Annotated in this window: 17 protein-coding genes and 1 riboswitch; of the genes, 11 read left to right on the forward strand and 6 right to left on the reverse strand. The window is 70.3% G+C overall.

Annotation, left to right across the window (positions count from 1 at the left end; all coding sequences use genetic code 11):
• Positions 1 to 12: 12 nt before the first annotated feature.
• Both ACFJGV_RS18080 and ACFJGV_RS18085 read left to right on the forward strand, forming a co-directional pair.
• Positions 13 to 726, forward strand: a complete 714-nt coding sequence (locus ACFJGV_RS18080) for a DUF1684 domain-containing protein (RefSeq protein ID WP_378145551.1) — start codon at positions 13 to 15, stop codon at positions 724 to 726.
• A 5-nt stretch (positions 727 to 731) separates the two neighbouring features.
• Entirely contained in the window at positions 732 to 2,621 is a 1,890-nt protein-coding gene (locus ACFJGV_RS18085; RefSeq protein WP_378145553.1) for a thioredoxin domain-containing protein, read from the forward strand.
• A 38-nt stretch (positions 2,622 to 2,659) separates the two neighbouring features.
• Here the strand turns inward: ACFJGV_RS18085 and ACFJGV_RS18090 are convergent, their stop codons facing one another.
• Positions 2,660 to 4,135, reverse strand: coding sequence for a putative Ig domain-containing protein (locus tag ACFJGV_RS18090; RefSeq protein WP_378145555.1), 1,476 nt, complete (start codon positions 4,133 to 4,135; stop codon positions 2,660 to 2,662).
• 85 nt (positions 4,136 to 4,220) lie between these two features.
• Complete coding sequence (locus ACFJGV_RS18095; protein WP_378145557.1) at positions 4,221 to 5,669, reverse strand: putative Ig domain-containing protein; 1,449 nt, start codon at positions 5,667 to 5,669, stop codon at positions 4,221 to 4,223.
• Between the two features lie 170 nt (positions 5,670 to 5,839).
• Here ACFJGV_RS18095 and ACFJGV_RS18100 point away from each other — a divergent pair, with 170 nt between their 5' ends.
• On the forward strand, positions 5,840 to 6,850 hold the full coding sequence (locus ACFJGV_RS18100; RefSeq protein ID WP_378145558.1) for an ATP-binding cassette domain-containing protein: 1,011 nt from the start codon (positions 5,840 to 5,842) through the stop codon (positions 6,848 to 6,850).
• Entirely contained in the window at positions 6,847 to 7,662 is an 816-nt protein-coding gene (locus ACFJGV_RS18105) for an ABC transporter permease (protein ID WP_378145560.1), read from the forward strand. The genes ACFJGV_RS18100 and ACFJGV_RS18105 overlap by 4 nt, the downstream gene beginning before the upstream one ends.
• 27 nt (positions 7,663 to 7,689) lie before the next feature.
• Here ACFJGV_RS18105 and ACFJGV_RS18110 read toward each other — a convergent pair whose 3' ends face one another.
• Positions 7,690 to 11,070, reverse strand: coding sequence for a BTAD domain-containing putative transcriptional regulator (locus ACFJGV_RS18110; protein WP_378145561.1), 3,381 nt, complete (start codon positions 11,068 to 11,070; stop codon positions 7,690 to 7,692).
• Positions 11,071 to 11,148: 78 nt separating this feature from the next.
• A riboswitch (guanidine-III (ykkC-III) riboswitch) is annotated at positions 11,149 to 11,215 on the forward strand.
• Positions 11,216 to 11,229: 14 nt separating this feature from the next.
• Between ACFJGV_RS18110 and ACFJGV_RS18115 the strand changes: the two genes are divergently transcribed.
• Positions 11,230 to 11,544: a DMT family transporter gene (locus tag ACFJGV_RS18115; protein ID WP_378145563.1), complete on the forward strand. Its 315-nt coding sequence runs from the start codon at positions 11,230 to 11,232 to the stop codon at positions 11,542 to 11,544.
• 67 nt (positions 11,545 to 11,611) lie between these two features.
• Here the strand turns inward: ACFJGV_RS18115 and ACFJGV_RS18120 are convergent, their stop codons facing one another.
• Together ACFJGV_RS18120 and ACFJGV_RS18125 are read right to left on the reverse strand one after the other, a co-directional pair.
• Positions 11,612 to 12,661 carry a YeiH family protein gene (locus tag ACFJGV_RS18120; protein WP_378148778.1) on the reverse strand — a complete coding sequence of 350 codons (1,050 nt, stop codon included), beginning with the start codon at positions 12,659 to 12,661 and terminating at the stop codon, positions 11,612 to 11,614.
• Positions 12,661 to 14,277 (reverse strand): dolichyl-phosphate-mannose--protein mannosyltransferase, encoded by a 1,617-nt coding sequence (locus ACFJGV_RS18125; RefSeq protein WP_378145566.1) that lies wholly within the window; start codon positions 14,275 to 14,277, stop codon positions 12,661 to 12,663. Before ACFJGV_RS18125 ends, ACFJGV_RS18120 begins: the two co-directional genes overlap by 1 nt.
• A 63-nt stretch (positions 14,278 to 14,340) precedes the next feature.
• Here ACFJGV_RS18125 and rsmI point away from each other — a divergent pair, with 63 nt between their 5' ends.
• Together rsmI and ACFJGV_RS18135 are read left to right on the forward strand one after the other, a co-directional pair.
• Entirely contained in the window at positions 14,341 to 15,162 is an 822-nt protein-coding gene (gene rsmI / locus ACFJGV_RS18130; RefSeq protein ID WP_378145567.1) for a 16S rRNA (cytidine(1402)-2'-O)-methyltransferase, read from the forward strand.
• Between the two features lie 36 nt (positions 15,163 to 15,198).
• On the forward strand, positions 15,199 to 15,690 hold the full coding sequence (locus ACFJGV_RS18135; protein ID WP_378145569.1) for a DUF1877 family protein: 492 nt from the start codon (positions 15,199 to 15,201) through the stop codon (positions 15,688 to 15,690).
• A gap of 171 nt (positions 15,691 to 15,861) precedes the next feature.
• Here the strand turns inward: ACFJGV_RS18135 and ACFJGV_RS18140 are convergent, their stop codons facing one another.
• A complete protein-coding gene (locus ACFJGV_RS18140; protein WP_378145571.1) occupies positions 15,862 to 16,479 on the reverse strand; it encodes a DUF1877 family protein in 618 nt (205 codons plus the stop codon).
• Here ACFJGV_RS18140 and metG point away from each other — a divergent pair.
• Genes metG through ACFJGV_RS18160 form a run of 4 tightly spaced genes read left to right on the forward strand, consistent with a single transcriptional unit; the run spans position 16,478 to position 20,580 of the window.
• The gene (gene metG / locus ACFJGV_RS18145; RefSeq protein WP_378145573.1) at positions 16,478 to 18,043 is read left to right on the forward strand and encodes a methionine--tRNA ligase; all 1,566 of its coding nucleotides are present in this window, start codon (positions 16,478 to 16,480) and stop codon (positions 18,041 to 18,043) included. The genes ACFJGV_RS18140 and metG overlap by 2 nt on opposite strands.
• A complete protein-coding gene (locus tag ACFJGV_RS18150; protein WP_378145575.1) occupies positions 18,040 to 18,951 on the forward strand; it encodes a TatD family hydrolase in 912 nt (303 codons plus the stop codon). The genes metG and ACFJGV_RS18150 overlap by 4 nt, the downstream gene beginning before the upstream one ends.
• The gene (rsmA, locus tag ACFJGV_RS18155) at positions 18,929 to 19,804 is read left to right on the forward strand and encodes a 16S rRNA (adenine(1518)-N(6)/adenine(1519)-N(6))-dimethyltransferase RsmA (RefSeq protein ID WP_378145576.1); all 876 of its coding nucleotides are present in this window, start codon (positions 18,929 to 18,931) and stop codon (positions 19,802 to 19,804) included. The genes ACFJGV_RS18150 and rsmA overlap by 23 nt, the downstream gene beginning before the upstream one ends.
• Entirely contained in the window at positions 19,801 to 20,580 is a 780-nt protein-coding gene (locus ACFJGV_RS18160; RefSeq protein ID WP_378145578.1) for an alpha/beta fold hydrolase, read from the forward strand. The genes rsmA and ACFJGV_RS18160 overlap by 4 nt, the downstream gene beginning before the upstream one ends.
• The last annotated feature ends 31 nt before the right edge of the window (positions 20,581 to 20,611 follow it).

Below are 20,611 nucleotides of genomic sequence, written 5' to 3' on the forward strand. Positions count from 1 at the left end.
TAGGGTGGAGGGGTGAGCGAGTTCTCTGACGGATGGAACCGGTGGCGGCAGCAGCGATGGGCCGCGGTCGACGGAGAGTTCGGCATCGCCGCGCTTTCCGCGACGCACTGGCTCGGCACGACGCCGCAGGCGCTGCCCGGCCTCCCGGGTGAGTGGCGCATCGAGCGCGGCGACATCGTCGGCGACGATCTGACGATCGAGCCGGGCGCTGAGGTGCTGATGAGCGGGGTCCTGCTCAAGCACATGCATCGCGACGACCAGATCGCCCTCCGGGTCTTCGATCCGGAGGCGCCGAGCCGGGCCTCGCTCGACCGGATCGCGGTCTTCCCCCTCGACGCCCAGTGGAAGACGCACGGGGTGTTCACGCCCGCCGTGGACGAGTCGCTCGGCATCGAGGCCATCGACGGGTACGTGCAGGACACGACCGTCGCAGGTCACGTGCGCTTCGAGATCGGCGGAGAGACGGCATCGTTCGTCGTGACCGGCGAGGGTCCGGAGAAGTTCGCCACCTTCGGCGACGCCACGAACGGCGTCGACACGTACGGGTTCCGGTTCCTCAAGATCCGCGTCGAGGGGGACGACGGCGCCGCGATCGTCGACTTCAACCGTGCGTACCTCCCCAACTGCGCGTTCGCCGACGGGTACGTGTGCCCGCTCCCGCCGGCGTCCAACCGCCTTCGAGTGGCCGTGCCCGCCGGCGAGCGGGCCGTCGTGCGAGCGGACTGAACCCCATGGCCGGCCGCCTAGCAGACGCGATCAGCCCCTACCTGCGCTCCCACGCCTCCAACCCGGTCGACTGGTATCCCTGGGGGTCGGAGGCGTTCGACGTCGCGCGTGAGCGAGATGTCCCGGTGCTGGTCTCCATCGGATACGCCACCTGCCACTGGTGCCATGTCATGGCCCGCGAGTCGTTCTCCGACCCCGCGCTGGCCGCCTACCTCAACGAGCGCTTCGTGGCGATCAAGGTCGACCGGGAGGAGCATCCGGACGTCGACGCCGTGCACCTCGCGGCCGCGGGCGCCTTCACCCGCGACCTCGGCTGGCCGCTCAACGTGTTCGTCACGCCCGCCGGCGCGGCCTTCTACGCCGGCACCTACTGGCCGCCCGTGCCCGTGCAGGGTCGGCCGTCGTTCCGGCAGGTGCTGGATGCGGTGACCGAGGCGTGGACGCAGCGGCGCTCCGACGTCGACACGATCGCGAGCGAGCTCGCGGCGGCGCTGTCGTCGGCGGGGGAGGCGTTCGCCCCCGGGGGCGACGAGCTTCCGGAGGTCGACCTGGGGGCGGCGGTGAGCGCGCTCGCGGCGGTCGAGGACACCGCCCACGGCGGGTTCGGGACCGAGCCCAAGTTCCCGGTGGCGCCCGTCCTGCGGTTCCTGTTGCGGTCGGAGGGGGCCGGCGTCGACCTGTCGCTGCGGACGCTGCGCGCCATGGCGGCATCACCTCTGCGCGACGCCGTCGAGGGCGGCTTCTTCCGCTACGCGACCCGCACCGACTGGAGCGACCCGCACTACGAGCGGATGCTCTACGACAACGCCGTCCTCCTCGACGCCTACATGTCGGCGGCCGCGCGCACGGGCGAGAGCTGGGCCGCGGACGCGGCGCTCGGCATCGCTGGCTTCCTCCTCGACGTGCTGAGGGTCGAGGGAGGGGTGTTCGCCTCCGCTCAGGACTCGGAGAGCATCGTCGACGGGACCCGCACCGAGGGCGGCTACTACGCGCTCTCGGCCGCCGATCGCGCCCGCCAGGATCCGCCGGCGCTCGACCGTAAGGTTCTCACCGGATGGAACGGCCTGGCGATCGGCGCGCTCGCCCACACGGGTCTCGCCCTGGAGCGGCCTGACTTCGTGTCGGCCGCCGCGGAGACCGCCGACTGGCTGCTCGCGCACCACGTCGGGGCCGACGGGATGCTCGTCCGCGCTTCTCTCGGCGGCTCCGTGTCGACCGCGGTGGCGACGCTCGAGGACCACGGTATGTTCGCCGAGGGGCTCGTCCGCCTGGCCTGCGTGACCGGGTCGGCGCGGTACGCCGGCTTTGCGCGGAGGCTCGTCGATGGCGTGATCGACGCGGGACTGTCGGCACCGGGGACCGGTGACCCCGTGCTCGCCGCACGTGGCGTCGCGGTGAGCCCCGACCCGTCGGAGGGCGCGTACCCGTCGGGGCGCAGCGCCACCGCATCCGCCGCCCTCACGCTGTACGACCTCACGGGCGACGCCCGGTACCGGGCGGCTGCGGTCGCGCTGGTCGCCCCGCTCGCCGCCCCGGCAGTCGGGCAGCCGATCGCGTTCGGTGCGCTCCTCGACGTGGTGGCGCGCCTCCAGGGCGCGCACGAGCAGGTGGTCGTGGTGGTGCCGGACGCGGCGGCGCCGGACGCGGGGGCGTCGGACGCGGGGGCGTCGGTGTCCACGTCTTCCGGCGGCGTGCTCGGGGTGGCGCGCACCCTCGACCGCGCGACGGTCGTGGTGGCTTCGGAGTCGCAGGCGACGGAGCTCGCGGCCGCCGGGTTCTCGCTGCTCGAGAGCCGCTCCACGATGGAGGGCCGGCCGACCGCCTACCGCTGCCTCGACTTCGTCTGCCGCCTCCCCGTCACCTCAGCCGAGGCTCTGCGCGCCCAGCTCGCCTGAGCGGCCCGCCCACCTGGGTTGACGGGCGCGCGACGTCGTCAGTCATTCGCTCGCACCTCGCGTCGGCGCCACGTGAGGACCATGCCCGCCACCCCGGCGAGCGCGATCCCTCCCGCGGTCAGCGCGCCCGCGAGTGCGACGGCGCCGTCATGCCCGGTCGATGCGAGCGCCCCGCGACCCGTCGCGGCAGACCCCGAGCCGCCACCGGCGGCCGGGTTCCCCGCTGAGCCCGAGCCGCTTCCGCCCGCGCCGGTCGTGCCGCCTGAGGTCGGGTTGGGTGACGGGGTCGGCACGACGGCCGGGGTCACGATGATCTCGGCCGGCTGCGGATCCGATTCCCCGACCTTGTTCATTGCGACGAGCTGGAATCGATACGTGCCCGCGACGGTGGCAGTGCCTGAGAGCGTGCCTCTGATCGGGTCGAGTGTCAGCCAGCTGGGCAGATCCACCGCAGCGAAGGAGGTCGGATCGAGTCCCCCCGACGAGGTGACCGAACTCGTGAAGGTTCCTCCTTCTGGGATGCTGGCCGAGATCGCGGGGGAGCTCATCTCGGGCAGCAGAGGTACCGCCGAGATGGTCGGATCGCTTCCCCACGAGGTGTAGAGGATCTGCCGATCGGACATGACCAGGCTCTGTGCCGTCCCCTTCGAAGCGAACTTGACAACCGGAAGGGGAGAGTCGCCGCCGGCATGCGGCATGGTCCTGAGAACTCTCGAATCGGTGTCCACGAAGTAGATGTCTCCCGCGCTGTCGAGCGTGATGTCGAAGATCTTCTTCGGCCACACGGTCGACCTGATCGTGCTCCCGGACGGGCTGGATTCGCTGATAGTCGTGTAGGTGTCGTTGTACACCACGAAGCTGCCGTCCTTCCGCACCTCGATGTCCGTCAGATCCGCACCACGCGTGAGGGTGACCAGGACGTCGGTGAACGTCCCGTCCGCGGCGATCTTGGAGATCGTGCCGTCGTCGTTGGCGGTGAGGACGTCTCCCGAGGGAGAGCTGCCCACATCGCCGACAGGCGCGTGAGCCACCATGAACAGATCGAGGGCACCCGCCGGGTTGAGACGGTAGACGTTCTTCGACCCGAAGGACGCGATGTAGATCGTCCCGTCGGCTCGGACGTCGATCGCTGAGGGGCTGCCGGTCGGAACGGGCAGCCACTTCTTCTCGAGGCCGGCGGTCGGGCTGATCCGAGCGATCGTCCCGAGTCCGTCGTCGGCGACGTACACGTTGCCGAGCCCGTCGGCTCCGATGTCTCTGGGTAGCGACGCTGGATCGAGGTCATAGCGCGCCAAGCGATCACCATCGGGACCGTACTTGTCGATCTTCATGTCACCGAGGTTCACGATGTAGACGTTGCCGCCGGAGTCGACGGTCATGACCCCGGCGGTGCCTGTGGACTGCACCCACGGGTCGATCGGTGCTGGGGCTGCCTGAGCGACTGTGGGCAGTCCGGCGACTGCCGCAATGACGCCCGCCGCTGCGGCGACGAGCAGAGCACGAGAGCGGAACATGCTGAAGCACCTTTCGATTGACGATGAGGGCCGATGCAGAGTGAGAGGCTCAGCACGTCTGACGTGGGAGCCTCGCGCCCCGACTTCAGCGGGCGCGGCTGCGACGTGCCCTGGTGAAGGCTGCGGCGGCGCCCGCGGTCATCAGCAAGCTGGCCATGAGGATGAGGGGTTCGGCGTCGAAGCCCGTGGAGGCGAGTGTGCCTCGACTCCCGGACGAGCTCGTGTTCGCGCTCCCTGTGCCGTTACTGCCACCGGTGCTGCCACCCGCCGTGGATCCGCCGGTGGGCGAGGGCGTCGGGCTCGGCATCGGGCCTCCGCTGATGGTGATCGTCGCTGTCTGGTCGGGCGTGTCGCCGAGCGCGTTCGACGCTGAGTACTCGAAGGTGTACGTCCCGGCCTCGGTGGGCGTGCCGCTGACCGTGTTCGTCACGGGGTCGAACGTGAGCCACGCGGGAAGTGTGCCGGTCGAGACCATGACGTCATCGAGGCCGGACGTCGTGATGACGGTAGAGAACGGCGTCCCGACGGTGCCCGTGGAGTTGATGGTCGGCGAGGTGATCTTCGGCAGGAGCGGGACGTCGACCACGATGCCTAAGCGGGAGTATGAGAAAAGAAGCTGCTGATCGGCGGTCATCGTCACCGCCGCAGCTGCGCTGCCGGGGATGAACGACGCGACCGTGGTGGGTGTGGAGTCCGCGTGCGGCATGCTTTTCACCGTCGAGGTCGACGCAGAAGCGAAGTATGCGGATCCGCGTGAGTCGAGGGCGATCTCGAAGACGTCCGTGAGGCCGCTGCTGCTCACCCTCGGAGCGCCAGGGGTTGCTCCGTACTCGAAGAGCTTCCGCGTGATGGCGTCGAGAACGAAGAGGCTCCCGTCGTCGCGGACGGCGAGGTCCTCGGGGTCGACACCAGCTTCCAGGCCGATGTAGCTGTCGTCGATGACGCCGGCGGGCGTGATCCGCGTCACGGTAGGTCGCGAGGTCGCAACGTAGACATTGCCGGCCGCGTCGGAGTCGACGTCACGCGCAGTTCCGAGGAGCGTCTTCACGGAGGCTGTCGTATCGGCTTGCGTGAAGGTCGCGAGAGTGTTCGTGCCGCTCGCGACGACGTGGACGGTGCCGTCCGTCTCAACGTCGATGTTCCCCGCCGTGTAACCCATGGGCATCGAGCGCCAAGATGGGGTGAAGGTGCCCGAACGGGTGATCTGAGCGATCGCCCCGGCGTTGTCGGAGACGTAGACGTTGTCCGCCCCGTCGATCCCGATGTCACGCGCTATCGCACCTGCACCGAGTGTGTAACCGAACGGCGTGGGGTTGCCCGGTGAGTAGCGCAAGACCTTGTTGTTCGTCGTGTCCAGGACGAACGTGTCTCCCGCGGAGTTCATGACCGTAGCATCGGGAGTCGAGCCGCTCGGGACGGTGATGTACGGATCGATGACTTCTGGTGCCGCCGAAGCGGACGAGGCGAAGCCGAGGGCGGCTACCGCGACGATGCCGGTCGCGACCAGGCAGGTGAGTGCGCGAGATCTGTGCATGAGTGAGAATCTATCAGCAAAAGTGGAGCTTCGCTCACTAATGAGAGCGCGAGCCCCTCTGACGCGCCGCCGGGCTCGCGTCAGCGGCACGTGAGCGCCGCGTCAGCGGCCGGGAGGAGGGTGGTCCTCGTCGATCCGATCGGGGTCGGCGTGAGACGCAAGGAGAGACCGTGACCACCACGGAGTGGGCCGTCGAGGCCCATGGGCTCGTCAAGACGTTCGGCGCGAACAGGGCGGTCGACGGTGTCGACCTCACGGTGCGCGCCGGGACCGTGTACGGGGTGCTCGGCCCGAACGGGGCGGGCAAGACCACGACCATCCGGATGCTCGCCACGCTGCTGAAGCCCGACGGCGGGAGCGCGACCGTGTTCGGTCATGATGTGGTGCGCGAGGCGCAGATCGTCCGCCAGCTGGTCGGTGTGACCGGGCAGTACGCGTCGGTCGACGAGACGCTGTCGGCCACCGAGAACCTGGTGCTCTTCTCGAGGCTCAACGGCCTGAGCGTGAGGGACTCGAAGGCGAAGTCGGCCGAGCTGCTGGAGGAGTTCGGGCTCACCGAGGCGGCGACGCGTCCGCTGAAGAAGTTCTCGGGCGGCATGCGCCGACGCCTCGACCTGGCGGCGAGCCTCATCGCTCAGCCGCCGTTGATCTTCCTCGACGAGCCGACCACGGGCCTCGATCCGCGGACGCGGTCGCAGATGTGGGACACCATCCGCCGGCTCGTGTCGACCGGCTCGACGGTGCTGCTGACGACGCAGTACCTCGATGAGGCCGACCAGCTGGCCGACCGCATCGCCGTCATCGACCGTGGACTGGTCGTGGCGGAGGGCACGGCCGACGAGCTCAAGGCCTCGGTCGGCAGCTCGTCGCTGCAGCTGACTCTGGGGGATGCCACCCAGGCCGACGCAGCACGTCGTGCCATCGCCGAGGTGCTCGGCGTCGATGCGGTGCTCTCGCCCGAGGCAGGGCGCATCACCGCACCCATGTCCGACGCCGACACGGTCACCGACCTCCTCATCCGGCTCCGCTCGGAGGGCATCGGGGTCACCGAGCTCTCGGTGCAGAAGCCGAGCCTCGACGAGGTCTTCCTCACGCTCACCGGACGACCGGCGAGCGACGACGACGGCGCATCCGACACGGATGCCGCCCCCGAGCGCGAACTGGAGACCACCCGCGCATGAGCACCCTCACCATCACCCCGGGCACCGAGCGGCGGCTCGTCAACCACGTCAGCCTCGGCCAGTCGGTGCGCAACTCGTTCACCATGGCGTACCGCGGGCTGCTGAAGATCCGGCGCACGCCCGAGCAGCTGATCGACGTCACGCTCCAGCCGATCATCTTCACGTTGATGTTCACCTACATCTTCGGCGGCGCCATCGCCGGCGACGTGGCGAGCTATCTGCCGATCATCATCCCGGGCATCCTCGTGCAGACGGTCATCACGACGTCGGTCGTCACGGGCATCCAACTCCGGGAGGACATGGACAAGGGCGTGTTCGACCGCTTCAAGTCCCTCCCGATCGCCCGGATCGCGCCCCTCGCGGGGGCACTGCTGGCCGACACCGTGCGCTACGCGATCGCGACGACACTCGTGTTCGTGATGGGTTTCATCATGGGATTCCGTCCCGAGGGCGGGCTCCTCTCGGTGGTCGTCGCGGGGCTGCTCGTCATCGTCTGCTCGTGGGCGCTCAGCTGGATCTTCGCGTTCTTCGGCGTCATCGCGCGCAGCGCGTCGAGCGTGCAGGGCATCTCGTTCCTCGTCCTGTTCCCGCTCACGTTCCTGTCCAACGCCTTCGTCAACCCCGACACCATGCCCACCTGGCTGCAGGGCTTCGTGAACGTGAACCCGGTCTCGCACCTGGTCTCGGCGGTCCGCGATCTCACGAACAGCGGGGCCTTCGGGGCGGATGCCTGGCTGGCTCTCCTCGGAGCGGCCGTCATCGTGGCGATCTTCGCCCCGCTCACCGTCCGTGCCTACATGAAGAAGGCCTAGCCGGCGGGACGACAGCGTGACGCGAGGTCACGCACGAGACGGTGACCACGGCCCGGGCTCGCGCAGCAGCGCTGCGATGAGCTCGGGCCGTCCGGCGTCTGGGATGGCGGCGGCCCACGCCCGTGCGTCGTCGACGGCCGCCGCGCCGAGCGAGGTGCGGAATCCGTCGAGCCGGGCCGGGATCCGGAGCGATGGCGCATCCTGCCGGGCCCCGAGCGCCTCGCCCAACGCGACCAGCCGCAGTCCCACCTCGGCGTCGAGCGACGCCGGAGCGCCACGACGTGACAGCGACGGCGGCACCGGGAAGCGCTGGGCGCCGATCCAGACGCCGAGCCCGACGATGCTCGACCCCAGGACGGGCCGGTCGACGAAGAGGGGCGACCACCGCAGACCGGCGAGCGTCCGCCCGCGGAGGCGCCGCGCCAGCGCGGCCGCGTCGCGCGGATCGGCGAGATCGTCGTCAGACATGATCGCGAGCGTCGAGGCGAGCGCCATCCGGAACCACGGCGACGCCTTCTCCCGTGCCGACTCGTAGGAGTCGATCGACCTCCGGTAGAGGCTCAGGGCGCCCGTGCGGTCACCGCGAGCGTGCGCGATCTCGGCCAGGCCGGCCAGTCCGATCGAGCGCAGCTCGACCTCGTCATTTCGACCGGGGTTGCGGATGACCTCCTCGAACAGCCGCTCGGCCTCGTCGAGCTCGCCGAGGGAGACGTCGTTGATCGCGATCATCCAGTCGAGCTGCCGGAGATCGTTGTCGGCCCCGAGTAGCACCATGCCGCGGCGAGCGCGTCGCGCCCACTCGATGGCCTCGACCGGGTGCCCGGACTGGCTCTGCAGCTGCGAGAGCAGCAGCGACGCCATCGACTCGCCCCACGTGTCGCCGAGCGACACCGCGGTCGACACGGCCCGGCGGGCGAGCAGCGCCGCCTCCTCGGTGCGTCCGTCGTTCTCGGCGCTGCTCGCGGAGGCGAGCGAACCGAGCAGCACCGTGTGCGGATCGGCCGACGCGAGGGCCTCCTGCGCGACCGACTCGATCCGCTCGAGACGACCGGCCGAGAGCACGAGGCCCGTCATGGCGACCGCTCGAGGGTCGGTCGGCGGATGCGCCCCGACGAGGCGTCGCAACCGAGCAGCGGCGAGCATCCCGACACGGTCGCCGGCGATCATCATCGTCGCCGCGATGATGACGAGGGCGAACACCGCGGAGTCGGCGGTGGAGTCGTCGGGCTCGTAGGAGCGGATCGCGTCGTACGCCGCGGGGGAGAGCGCGATCACCTCGCTGTGCGCGCTCCGGAGCGACCAGTAGTAGCCGAGCAGGGCGAACAGCCGCACCACCGCATCCGGACGATCGGCCGCCATGGCTCGACGCAGGGCATCGAGCAGGTTGTCCTCGTCGAGGTTCACCCGGCGGAACGCGCCGACCTGGGTGGAGCCGGAGAGCTCGCCCACCGTCGACTCGGCGAACCCGGTGGCCCAGCCGAGGATGCGGTCCTGCGCGAGGTGCAGCTCGCCGCGCAGCCCGAGCTGCAGCCGCCCGAACTCGCGCACGGTCTCGAGCATCCGGAAGCGCAGCACCGAGTCGCGCTCGGTGACGAGGACCAGCGACTGGGCGATCAGCCCGTCGAGGATGTCCTGGGTGGCGAACACGTCGGGCGCCGCGTGCTCGCCGTGCCCGGGCGCGCCGCGATCGTCGGCGAGGACGGTCGCGGCCGCGTCGAGACCGAAGCCGTCGGCGAACTCCGAGAGCCGGGCGAGCGCCCGCTGCTCGGCATCTCGCAGGAGGTTCCAGCTCCACTCGATGACGGCGAGGAGCGTCCGGTGCCGTTCGGGCGCGGCACGATCGCCCGTGGTGAGGAGCGCGAAGCGGTTCGAGAGCCTGCGCTCGATCTCGTCGAGCGGCATGCTGCGGATGCGCGCCGCCGCCAGCTCGATCGCCAAAGGCAGCCCGTCGAGTCGCGCGCACAGCCGGGCGACCGCGTCGCGAGGGAGGTTCGCGCCCGGCCGCGCCGCCGTGGCGCGGGCGAGGAAGAGCTCGACCGCGGGGTCGGCGCCGTCGGGCCCGCGCTCGGCACCGAGCGGGGGCAGCGCGTAGACCCGCTCGCTCGAGATGGCGAGCGGAGTGCGACTGGTGGTGAGGATGCGGAGGCCCGGCAGGTCGGCGGTGAGCGCCGCCGACCACTCCGCCGCCGCGTCGATGACGTGCTCGCAGTTGTCGAGCACGAGCAGGGCGTCGAGACCGTCGAGGGTGCTTCGGATGCGGTCGCCGAGATCGGCGCGCACGACCGTGTCGCCGAGCCGTCGGCTGCCCGCGACCTCTCGGATGCCGAGCGCCGTCCCGAGCGCGAAGACGACGTCGTCGCCCGTCCGGACGCCGGCGAGCTCGACCACCACGACCGCGTCGCACTGCTCGGCGCGCCGATGCGCGATCTCCTGCGCCACCCTGGTCTTGCCGATCCCGCCCGGGCCGAGCACCGTGATGACGCGGGACTCGGCGAGGAGCGCCTCGACCTCGTCGAGCGACCTCTCGCGGCCGAGCAGGGGGTTCGGCGCGGCGCGGAGACCGCGGATCAGGCGCCGACGGGACGGCGTGGGCGCGACCGGGTGCGGTCCGCCTGCCATCCGGCGGGTGCCGACGGGTGAGGGCTCGCGGTCGAGGAGGTCGAGGTTGAGCTCCTGCAGCTCGATGGCGGGCTGCGAGCCGAAGGCGTCGGCGACGCGCTCGCGGAACGCGGCGTAGACCGCCAGCGCGTCCGTCGACCGCCCCGCTGCGTCGAGACAGCGCATGAGGAGGAGATGCGCCGTGTCGTCGAAGGGATGGCGCTCGGTGAGGCGCCGCGCGGGGGCCTCCGCCTCCGCCCCGTGTCCCAGATCGAGCTCGGTGCGCACGACGAGCGTCTCCAGGTCGTCCTGCACGGCGATCGCGGCGCTCTGAAGCTCGTCGGCGAGGGCGCCCGGGGGAAGATCGGCGCCGGCCTCGCCGCGCCACAGCTCGAGGCCCACCTCCGCAGCGGCGCCGGCCTCGACCACGGCGCCGGTCTCGTACTCGGCGCGGGCGTGCTCGAGGAGAGTCTCGGCGCGCCCGAGGTCGGTGAGCCGGCGATCGACGCCGAGTCGGTAGCCCGAGCCGGTCGATTCGACGAGGTCGTCGCCGAACGCTGCGCGCGTGCGCGAGACGAGGGTCTGCAGAGCCGCCTTCGCGCCGCGGGGCGGGTCGTCCTGCCAGATCTGCTCGATGAGCCGCTCGGCCGAGACCGTGCGCGGCGCCGGGAGCAGGAGCGCCGCGAGCAGCGCCTTCGCCCGCGGGCCGGCGGCCTCGACGAGAGCGGCCCCGTCGCCGGGCGCGGCGCTGACCGGTCCGAGCGCGCCGAGGCGGGCCGACCAGGGCGCCGCCGCGTCGATTCCGGTCACGCGTGGAGTCTACCGACGGCGTCCGACCCCGCCCGCGACGCTGCACAGGGGGTGCACAGTGCGGCGTGGCATACTGACGGCAGGACCGGAGATCGGTCCTCCGGACGAGGGAGCAGTACCCGGAGCGCGACAAGACTGACTCACGAGGAGTGAGCCGTCATGGCGTGGATCGTTCTCATCGTGTCCGGGGTGCTCGAGGCCGTCTGGGCCACCGCGCTCGGCAAGTCGGAGGGCTTCAGTCGTCTCTGGCCGACCGTGATCTTCGGCGTCGGCATCGTCGCGAGCATGGCGGGCCTGGCCTTCGCGATGCGCTCCATCCCCACCGGCACGGCCTACGCCGTGTGGGTGGGCATCGGGGCGTCGCTCACGGTGCTCTACGGGATGTTCTTCGGCGGCGAGGGATTCTCCCTCGTCCGCACGCTCCTCGTGCTGGGGATCGTCGCGTGCGTGATCGGGCTCAAGCTCGCCCACTGACGCTGGCTCGCACGGCAGCCCTCCGGGCCGTCGCGCCGACGTCGCTCAGTGACCGCGACCACGTCGCTCAGCGACCAGCGCTGAGCAGCCACACCGCGACGAGCGACAGCACGGCGACGAGCGCCCACGAGGCGAGCCCCACGATGAGCGCGCGCCATCCGGTGCGGGCGAGGCGGGCGAAGCGGATGCTCGTCCCGAGCCCGAACAGGGCGGCCGCGAGCAGAGCGTTCTGCAGCACGTCCGCGCCGGTGAGCACCGCCTCCGGCAGGGGCACGAGCGTGCGCACCAGCACGGCGGCGAGGAACCCGATGATGAAGAGCGGCACGATCGCCGGCCGCTTCGCCGGCACCGCCGCGGTCTCTGCGGCGTCGGTGGCCGGCAGCGCCTGCGCCGCCCGGCGGTCGCGGGCACGCTCGACCAGCCCGACGATCGCGACCATGGGCGCCAGCGTGAGCACACGCGTGAGCTTCACCACCACCGCGCTGGCCAGCGCCACGCCGCCGGCGATCTGCGCGGTCGCGACCACCTGACCGACGTCGTGCACGCTGAGGCCCACCCACAGCCCGAACTGCTCGTCGTCGAGCCCGAGCGGATACCGCAGCGCAGGCAGGATCGCGATGGCGAGCGTGCCGCAGAGGGTCACGAGCGCGACCGGGGTCGCGGTGTCCTCGTCCTTGCTCCGCGCCACCGCGCTCATCGCCCCGATGGCGGACGCGCCGCAGATCGAGAACCCGGCGGCGATCAGCAGCGGCTGCGTGCCCGGCAGGCGCATCATCCGCCCGAGAAGGAGCGTGCCGGCGAACGTGATGCCGACGATGAGGACGATCGCGAGGATGGTCTCCCAGCCGAGGCCGAGGATGTCGACGAGGCTCAGCTTGAGTCCGAGCAGCACGATCCCGATGCGGAGCAGTCGCCGCGACGCCTGCGCGATCCCGGGCTTCAGCACGCCGTCGAGCAGCCGCTGCGTGGCGGGGACCTGCCCGACGACCATCCCGAGCGCCACGGCGATCGTGAGCATGGGCAGCACGGGGAACGCGAGGTGGAGCAGCCAGGCGACCAGCGCCGCCACGGCCGCGACGAGGATGCCCGGCACCCAGGTCGGCGATCGCCGCGCGATCAGCGCCACGTGGGGAGCCAGTAGTGGAGGCTGAGGAACCAGGAGGGGATCGGCATGGCCGTCCAGACCGGCCAGAAGAACGCGCTCACCAGCACGCACAGCGCGAGGAAGGAGCCGACGATCCACAGAGCCCTCGTGCGCACCGGTCTCGGGTCGCTGCGCGAACCCAGCACGAGACCGATCACGAAGGTGAGCGCCAGGATCATGTAGGGCTCGAACGCGATCGTGTAGAACTGGAACACCGTGCGCTCGGTGTACATCAGCCACGGCAGGTAGCCGGCGACCATGCCCATGAGGATGAGGCCCACCTGCCACTCGCGGAACCGCACGATGCGGTAGACGAGGTAGAACACGGCCGCGGCGGCGCACCACCAGATGATCGGGTTCGCGATCGACGTGATGTTCTCGTAGCAGAGCTGCCCGCCGCACTGGCTCGGATCGGCCTGCTCGACGTACATCTGCGTGGGCCGCACGAGGAACAGCCAGCTCAGCGGGTTGGCCTGGTACGGATGCGGCGAGTGCTCGTTGACGTGATAGTTGTAGATCGCCGTCTCGAGGTGCCACCAGTTCTGCACCGAGAGCGGCACCCACGAGAGCATGCCCTCCCACGGCTTCCCGGAGGTCTGGGCCCACTCGCGGTAGTAGCCCCCCGAGGTCGCGAACCAGCCGATCCACGTGACCAGGTAGCTCACCACCGCGAGCGGCGCCATCACGAGGAAGGTCGCCGGGGCCTGCTTCAGCACCGCGCTCGAGAACCAGAACGGGATGCCGAGACGGCGCCGGGCGAGTGCGTCGACGACGATCAGGTAGACGAACAGGGCCACGAGGAAGTACGCGGCCGACCACTTGATCGACGAGCCGAAGCCGAAGGCGAGGGCCGCGGCGAGCAGCCACGGACGCCACCAGAGCGTCGGCCCCCATGAGGGCGGCTTCCCGGTCGCCTCCTCGCGGGTGGCGACGGCAGAGGCGAGCCGTCTGGCGTGCCACTCGCGGTCCATGAGCACGGCGCCGACGCCGGCGAGGCAGAAGAGCGCCAGGATGCCATCCAGGATCCCCACACGGCTCATCACGATGGCGTGCCCGTCGATCGCGAGGAGGAACCCGGCGATGGTGCCGAGGAGGGTGCTCTTCAGCAGCTTCGTCGCGATGAGGGCGGTGAGGAGCACGAGCAGGATGCCGCAGATCGCGACGGAGAACCGCCATCCGAAAGAGCTGTCGGAGCCGAAGAGCGCGATGCCCGCCCCGATGATCCACTTGCCGAGCGGCGGATGCACGGCGAACGAGCCGGCGGTCTGGAAGATGTCCGTCTCGCCCGAGGCGAAGCGGCCGTCGGGATCGGAGGGCCAGCTCGCCTCGTAGCCCAGGTTCCAGGTCGACCAGCCGTCCTTGACGTAGAACGTCTCGTCGAAGACGAGGGAGTGCGGGTTCGCCAGATCGACGAGCCGGAGGATCGCGGCCAGCAGCGTGACGGCGACGGGCCCCGCCCAGCGCCACAGCCGCTGGCGAGCCGGCGTGCCCGCGACGCGGAGCCACCAGTCGTCGAGGCGCGACCCGCGCGGACCGTCCCAGACCTCGGGCTCGGGGGTGGGGCGGTCGGAGGCCGCGACGTCGGTCACCAGGACATGCTAGCGGCGGCCTGCGAACCGCTCCGGAGGTTGCCCTGGTGACACACTGTGAGCATGCTCATCCTCGCGGCCACCCCGATCGGCAACCTCAAGGACGCGTCCCTGCGTCTGGTCGAGCTGCTCGAGACCGCCACCGTCGTCGCGGCGGAGGACACCCGGGTGACGCAGCGCCTCCTTCGCGGACTCGACATCGAGAACAGGCCGCGGCTCGTCGCGGTGCACGAGCACAACGAGCGGGAGCGAGCCGCGGGCCTTGTCGAGCAGGCGCGCGACGGTGACGTGGTCATGGTGACGGATGCGGGCATGCCGACGGTCTCCGACCCCGGTTACGCGCTGGTCGCCGCGGCGATCGAGGCGGGCGTGGGCGTGACGATCGTGCCGGGGCCATCCGCGGTGACGGCGGCGCTGGCGCTCTCCGGGCTGCCGACGGACCGGTTCGCGTTCGAGGGCTTCCTGCCGCGGAAGGCGGGGGAGCGGCGGAAGACGCTCGAGGCGCTCTCCACCGAGCGGCGGACGCTCGTCTTCTTCGAGTCGCCGAACCGCGTCGCCGAGTCGCTCTCCGACCTGGCCTCGGTGTTCGGCGCGGATCGCCCTGCCGCCGTGGCGCGCGAGCTGACGAAGATGTACGAGGAGGTGCGCCGCGGCGGGCTCGCCGAGCTGGCCGAGTGGGCCGCCGACGGCGTGCGGGGCGAGATCGTGCTCGTGGTGGGCGGCGCGCCCGAGGTCGCCGCCTCCGTCGACGAGGCGCTCGCGCAGGTGCTCGCGCTCGTCGCGAGCGGCAGCCGCTTGAAGGAGGCGTCGGCGGAGGTCGCCGAGGCGAACGGCCTGTCGCGCCGCTCCCTCTACGAGGCCGCCCTCGCCGCCCGCACCTCCTGAACGACCGATTTCGAGTGTCTCTCATATACTCGGGTGATGGAGCTCGGAATGTACTTCGCCCTCGATGATTCCCAAGCGAAGCGACTTCTCGATCAGGTCGGAACCGAGAGCCTTGACGACCTTCTCGACGAGATCGAAGAGAACGATTCCGCCGTACTGAGATGCGAATGCGACAAGGCATGGGATGCCATCCTCTGCGCGCTCTCACCCGACGGATACGAACGATCCGATCGAACCTGGCCCGGGCACGGAGTGGTCCTCGGGGAGCGTGACCTCAACGTCGACGTGTTCGACCGGCTTGTGAGCTACTCGACGCCGGAAGCGGTACAGCAAGTCAGCGACTATCTGGCGGGATTGTCGAAGGACGACTTCGAGCTCCTCTACGGGGCGATGCCCGAGGAGAACCGGCAGGACGAGTACGGCACGGAGGAGTGTTCGTACGCCTGGGGCTGGCTGGAGCAGGTGCGATCGTTCTTCGCCGATGCCGCAGAGGCTCGACTTCACGTGGTCTTCAGCGCCGAGTACTGACACGACTCTGAGGACTGACCACTCTGACTCTGCACAGCCCGAGACGCCGGTCGACGTCCCACCGACCGTCACATCGGCGGCCGGTCTCCGAGCCCGCCTCTAGGATGGTCGGCTGCCCTCGCCGCCCGCACGACCTGAAGCAGGCAGCAGCACGCGACTGCCGGAAGGGTCTCAACTCAAGCGGAAGACCACGGAGCGCTTCTCGGCAGCCGCTTTCCGATAGACCCTCGTCACCACCGAGAGCGCGTTCTCGAGTTCCGCGAATACGAACTCGCGGTCCGCGTAGTCGTCGACTCCGTAGATGGAACCGTCGTAGATCGATTCGGCGTCGATCCGGTTGCGGATCGCTGCTGGATCTACGCCCTCCAGCGCCTGAAGCGCGGCACCGACCTCGGCCGCGAGAACTACGACCATCGACTCGTCGTCGTCTTCGGCGAAAGGGTCCCTGCCGAGCACAGCGAAGCTCAAGGGGTTGTCCCGATCGGGAGTCGTGCCCGGGAGTCCCGTCAGAGCGAAGTGGAGGGCGTGCCACATCTTGTCGATGTCCTCACCGCCTTCCGTCTCCGAAAGAGTGTCGTACAACTCGAACTGCTCTTCCGCGGGAGAGTCGCGAAGCTCACGCAACTGGCTACTGTCCAAGGTGACGTACTCGGCAAATAGAGACATGTCGCCAGCATATATAGAAAAGTGATTAATGCTCAGTGGCGACAGGGGGGCGCCTGGATCCCAGTACGTTGCAACGTCACATCGGCGGCCGGGCGAGGAGCCCGCCTCTAGGATGGTGGGCATGTCCGACGGGTCCTCGTTCTACATCACGACGCCGATCTTCTACGTGAACGACGTGCCGCACATCGGCCACGCCTACACGGAGGTCGCGGCCGACGTGATCGCGCGCTGGCACCGTCAGGCGGGCGACGACACCTGGTTCCTCACGGGCACAGACGAGCACGGCCAGAAGATCCTGCGCACCGCCACGGCCAACGGGGTCACCCCTCAGCAGTGGGCCGACAAGCTCGTCGCCGAGGCGTGGGAGCCTCTGCTCGAGACCATCGACATCTCGAACGACGACTTCATCCGCACCACCCAGGAGCGGCACGAGAAGAACGTGCAGCGCTTCCTGCAGAAGCTCTACGACGACGGGCACATCTACACCGGCGACTACGAGGGCTACTACTGCGTGGGCTGCGAGGAGTACAAGCAGCTCACCGACCTGGTCGACGGCACCGGGGAGTACGCGGGCCAGCTGGTCTGCGCCATCCACTCCAAGCCGGTCGAGCTGCTCAAGGAGCGCAACTACTTCTTCCGCATGAGCGCCTTCGGGCAGCGCCTGCTCGACCTCTACGAGTCGCGGCCCGACTTCGTGCAGCCCGACAGCGTGCGCAACGAGATCATCCAGTTCGTCAAGCACGGGCTCACCGATCTCTCGATCTCGCGCCAGACGTTCGACTGGGGCATCAAGGTGCCGTGGGACGAGTCGCACGTCATCTACGTGTGGTTCGATGCGCTGCTCAACTACATCACCGCCGTGGGCTACGGGGAGGACGACGAGCAGTTCGCCCGCCGCTGGCCCGCCACGCACATCGTGGGCAAGGACATCGCCCGCTTCCACGCGGTCATCTGGCCGGCCATGCTGATGGCAGCCGGGCTCGACGTGCCCACCCAGGTGTACGGGCACGGCTGGCTGCTGGTGGGCGGCGAGAAGATGTCGAAGTCGAAGCTCACCGGCATCGCGCCCGAGCAGATCACCGACACGTTCGGCTCCGACGCGTTCCGCTACTACTTCCTCCGCGCCATCACGTTCGGACAGGACGGCTCGTTCAGCTGGGAGGACCTGTCCGCCCGCTACCAGGCCGAGCTCGCCAACGGCTTCGGCAACCTCGCCTCACGCGTCGTCGCGATGGTCAACCGCTACTTCGACGGCCGGATCCCGGAGGCCGCCGAGCTGACCGACTCCGACCAGCGCATCCGCGACACCGAGCAGCAGGCCACCGCGCGCGCCGACGCCGCCATCGAGCGCCTCGCCGTGCACGAGGCGATCGCCGCCGTCTGGCAGCTGGTCGACGAGCTCAACGGCTACATCACCGAGCAGGAGCCGTGGGCGCTCGCGAAGCAGCCCGAGAACGCGGCCCGCCTGGCCACCGTGCTGCACACGGCGGTCCACGGAGTGGGCACTCTCGCCATCCTGCTCGCCCCCGTGCTGCCGAAGGCGACCGCGAAGCTCTGGTCGGCTCTGGGGCGGGAGGATGCGGTCGACGCGCAGCCGATCCGCTCCGCTCACGAGTGGGAGGCGGTGGGCCGCGTGACGGCACTCGAGGCGCTGTTCCCGCGCATCGAGGTCGAGGCCGCCTCGTGAGGCCGGGCGAGAAGAGCTCATCCCACGTCCGGTTCCGCGAGGACGACGGGCGCGACACCTCGTACCCGCCGCTGCCGCCGGCCCTCACCGTCCCGGTCTACGACAACCACACGCACCTCGAGGTGGCCGACGGCGACCAGCCGCTCGACTACACCGAGCAGCTCGACCGTGCGTCGAGCGTCGGCGTCAAAGGCGTGGTGCAGGTGGGCGCCGACCTCGAGACGTCGCGCTGGTCGGCCGAGCAGGCGATGCGAGAGCCGCGGATGCTCGCTGCCGTCGCCCTGCATCCGAACGACGCCCCTGAGTACGCGGAGGCCGGTGGCCTCGACGCCGCGCTCGCGGAGATCGCCGAGCTCGCAACGTGGCCGCGGGTGCGAGCCGTCGGCGAGACCGGGCTCGACTACTTCCGGACCACCTCCGACGAGGGTCGGGCACACCAGATGCGGTCGTTCGAGGCGCACATCGAGATCGCGAAGCAGAACGGCATCGCACTGCAGATCCACGACCGCGATGCGCACCGTGAGGTGATCGAGACGCTCCTGCGGGTGGGCGCGCCCGAGCGCACGGTGTTCCACTGCTTCTCGGGCGACGCCGAGATGGCGCGCGTGTGCGCCGAGAACGGCTGGTACCTGTCGTTCGCAGGCAACGTCACGTTCAAGAACGCGTCGAACCTCCGCGAGGCGCTCGAGGTCGCGCCCCGCTCGCTGGTCATGGTCGAGACCGACGCGCCCTACCTCACACCGGCGCCGTACCGCGGTCGCCCGAACGCGCCGTACCTCGTGCCGCACACGCTGCGCTTCATGGCCGACCATCTCGGCACCGACGCGTCGATGCTGGCGGCGCAGATCTCGTCCAACACCGAGCTGGTCTACGGGCGGTGGGAAGATGACCCGGTCGAAGCATCCTGACGAGCCGTCCGCGCTGCTCGGCCCGGCCGAGATCCGCGACCTCGCGGAGATGCTCGACGTCACACCCACGAAGAAGCTCGGTCAGAACTTCGTGCACGACCCCAACACGGTGCGCAAGATCGTGCGCGTCGGCGGGGTCGAGCCCGGCGATGTCGTGGTCGAGGTCGGCCCGGGGCTCGGGTCGCTCACCCTCGGGCTGCTCGAGGCCGGCGCGAGCGTGGTGGCGATCGAGATCGACCGTCGGCTCGCGGCGCAGCTGCCCCTCACCGTCGCCCAGCTCGCCGACGCGTCGAAGCTGACGGTCATCGCCGACGACGCCCTGCGTGTCGTCTCGCTGCCCGAACCTGCCTCGCGGTTGGTCGCGAACCTCCCGTACAACATCTCGGTGCCCGTTCTCCTCCATCTGCTCGAGCACGTGCCGTCCATCCGTTCGGGTGTCGTCATGGTGCAGGCAGAGGTGGGTCACCGGCTGGCCGCCGAGCCGGGCTCGAAGGTGTACGGCGGGCCCAGCGTGAAGGCGGCGTGGTACGGACGATGGCGCGTCGCCGGCCAGGTGAGCCGCCAGGTGTTCTGGCCGGTGCCGAACGTCGACTCCGTGCTCGTCGGGTTCGAGCGCCGAGCGTCGGAGGACGAGCTCGGCGACGAGGAGCTGCGGCGGCGCACCTTCGACATCGTCGACGCCGCGTTCGGTCAGCGGCGCAAGATGCTCAGGCAGGCGCTGATCCCGGTCTTCGGCGATTCCGGTCGTGCCGCATCCGCGTTGGCCGCCGCCGGTCTGCCCGAGACGGCGCGCGGCGAGCAGCTCGATGTCGACGCGTTCGTGGCGCTCGCACGGGTGGAGCCCGGCTCATGAGCGCCGCACCCGTCTCCCTCGCCACACTGCACTGGGGCCCCGGCACGGGGCCTCAGGTGCTCCTCCTGCACGGCATCACCTCGTCGGCCGGCACCTGGTGGCAGGTGGCGTCGCTCCTGGCCGAGCAGGGCGTCTCCGTCACGGCGGCCGACCTCCGGGGACACGGTTCCTCGCCGCGCTCCACCGACTACGCACTGGAGTCGTACGCGGCCGACGTCCTCGCGGTGCCGCGGCCCGCATCCGGAGCCTGGGATCTCGTGGTCGGGCACTCGCTCGGCGGCGCGGTGACAGCGCTCGCGCTGGCCACCGACGCGACCTGGACGCGAGCGGCCCTCCTCGTCGACCCGCCGCTCGTGATCGCCGCGGCCGACGTCGACGACCTGGTCGAGGGCATCCTGGCCGACCTCGAGCCGCCGTCGGTCGGCGAGCTCGCCCGGCAGCATCCGCACTGGCACGTCGACGACGCGTTCCAGAAGGTGCAGGCCGCGGGTGTGGTCAGCCCGTTCACGGTCGAGGCCACGATCCGCGGCAATGGGGCTCGGGCGGGGGAGTGGAACCTCGAGGCGCTCTTCGGCGGCAGCGAGGCGCCCGTGATGATCCTCGGCGCCGACCCCGCGCAGGGGGCGATGTTCTCGGTCGAGCAGGGCGAGCGGATCGCCCGGCTGAGCGATCGGGTCGCCTACGACATCGTGGCGGGCGCCGGGCACTCCATCCAGCGCGACGCTCCCGGCGTGGTGGTCGAGCACGCGCTCCGCCTGCTGCCGAACAGGGGTTGAACGGGGCCGTCAGCGGCGTGGACTAGGTTGG

The sequence above is a fragment of the Cnuibacter sp. UC19_7 genome, assembly GCF_042699995.1.
GTDB lineage: Bacteria > Actinomycetota > Actinomycetes > Actinomycetales > Microbacteriaceae > Cnuibacter.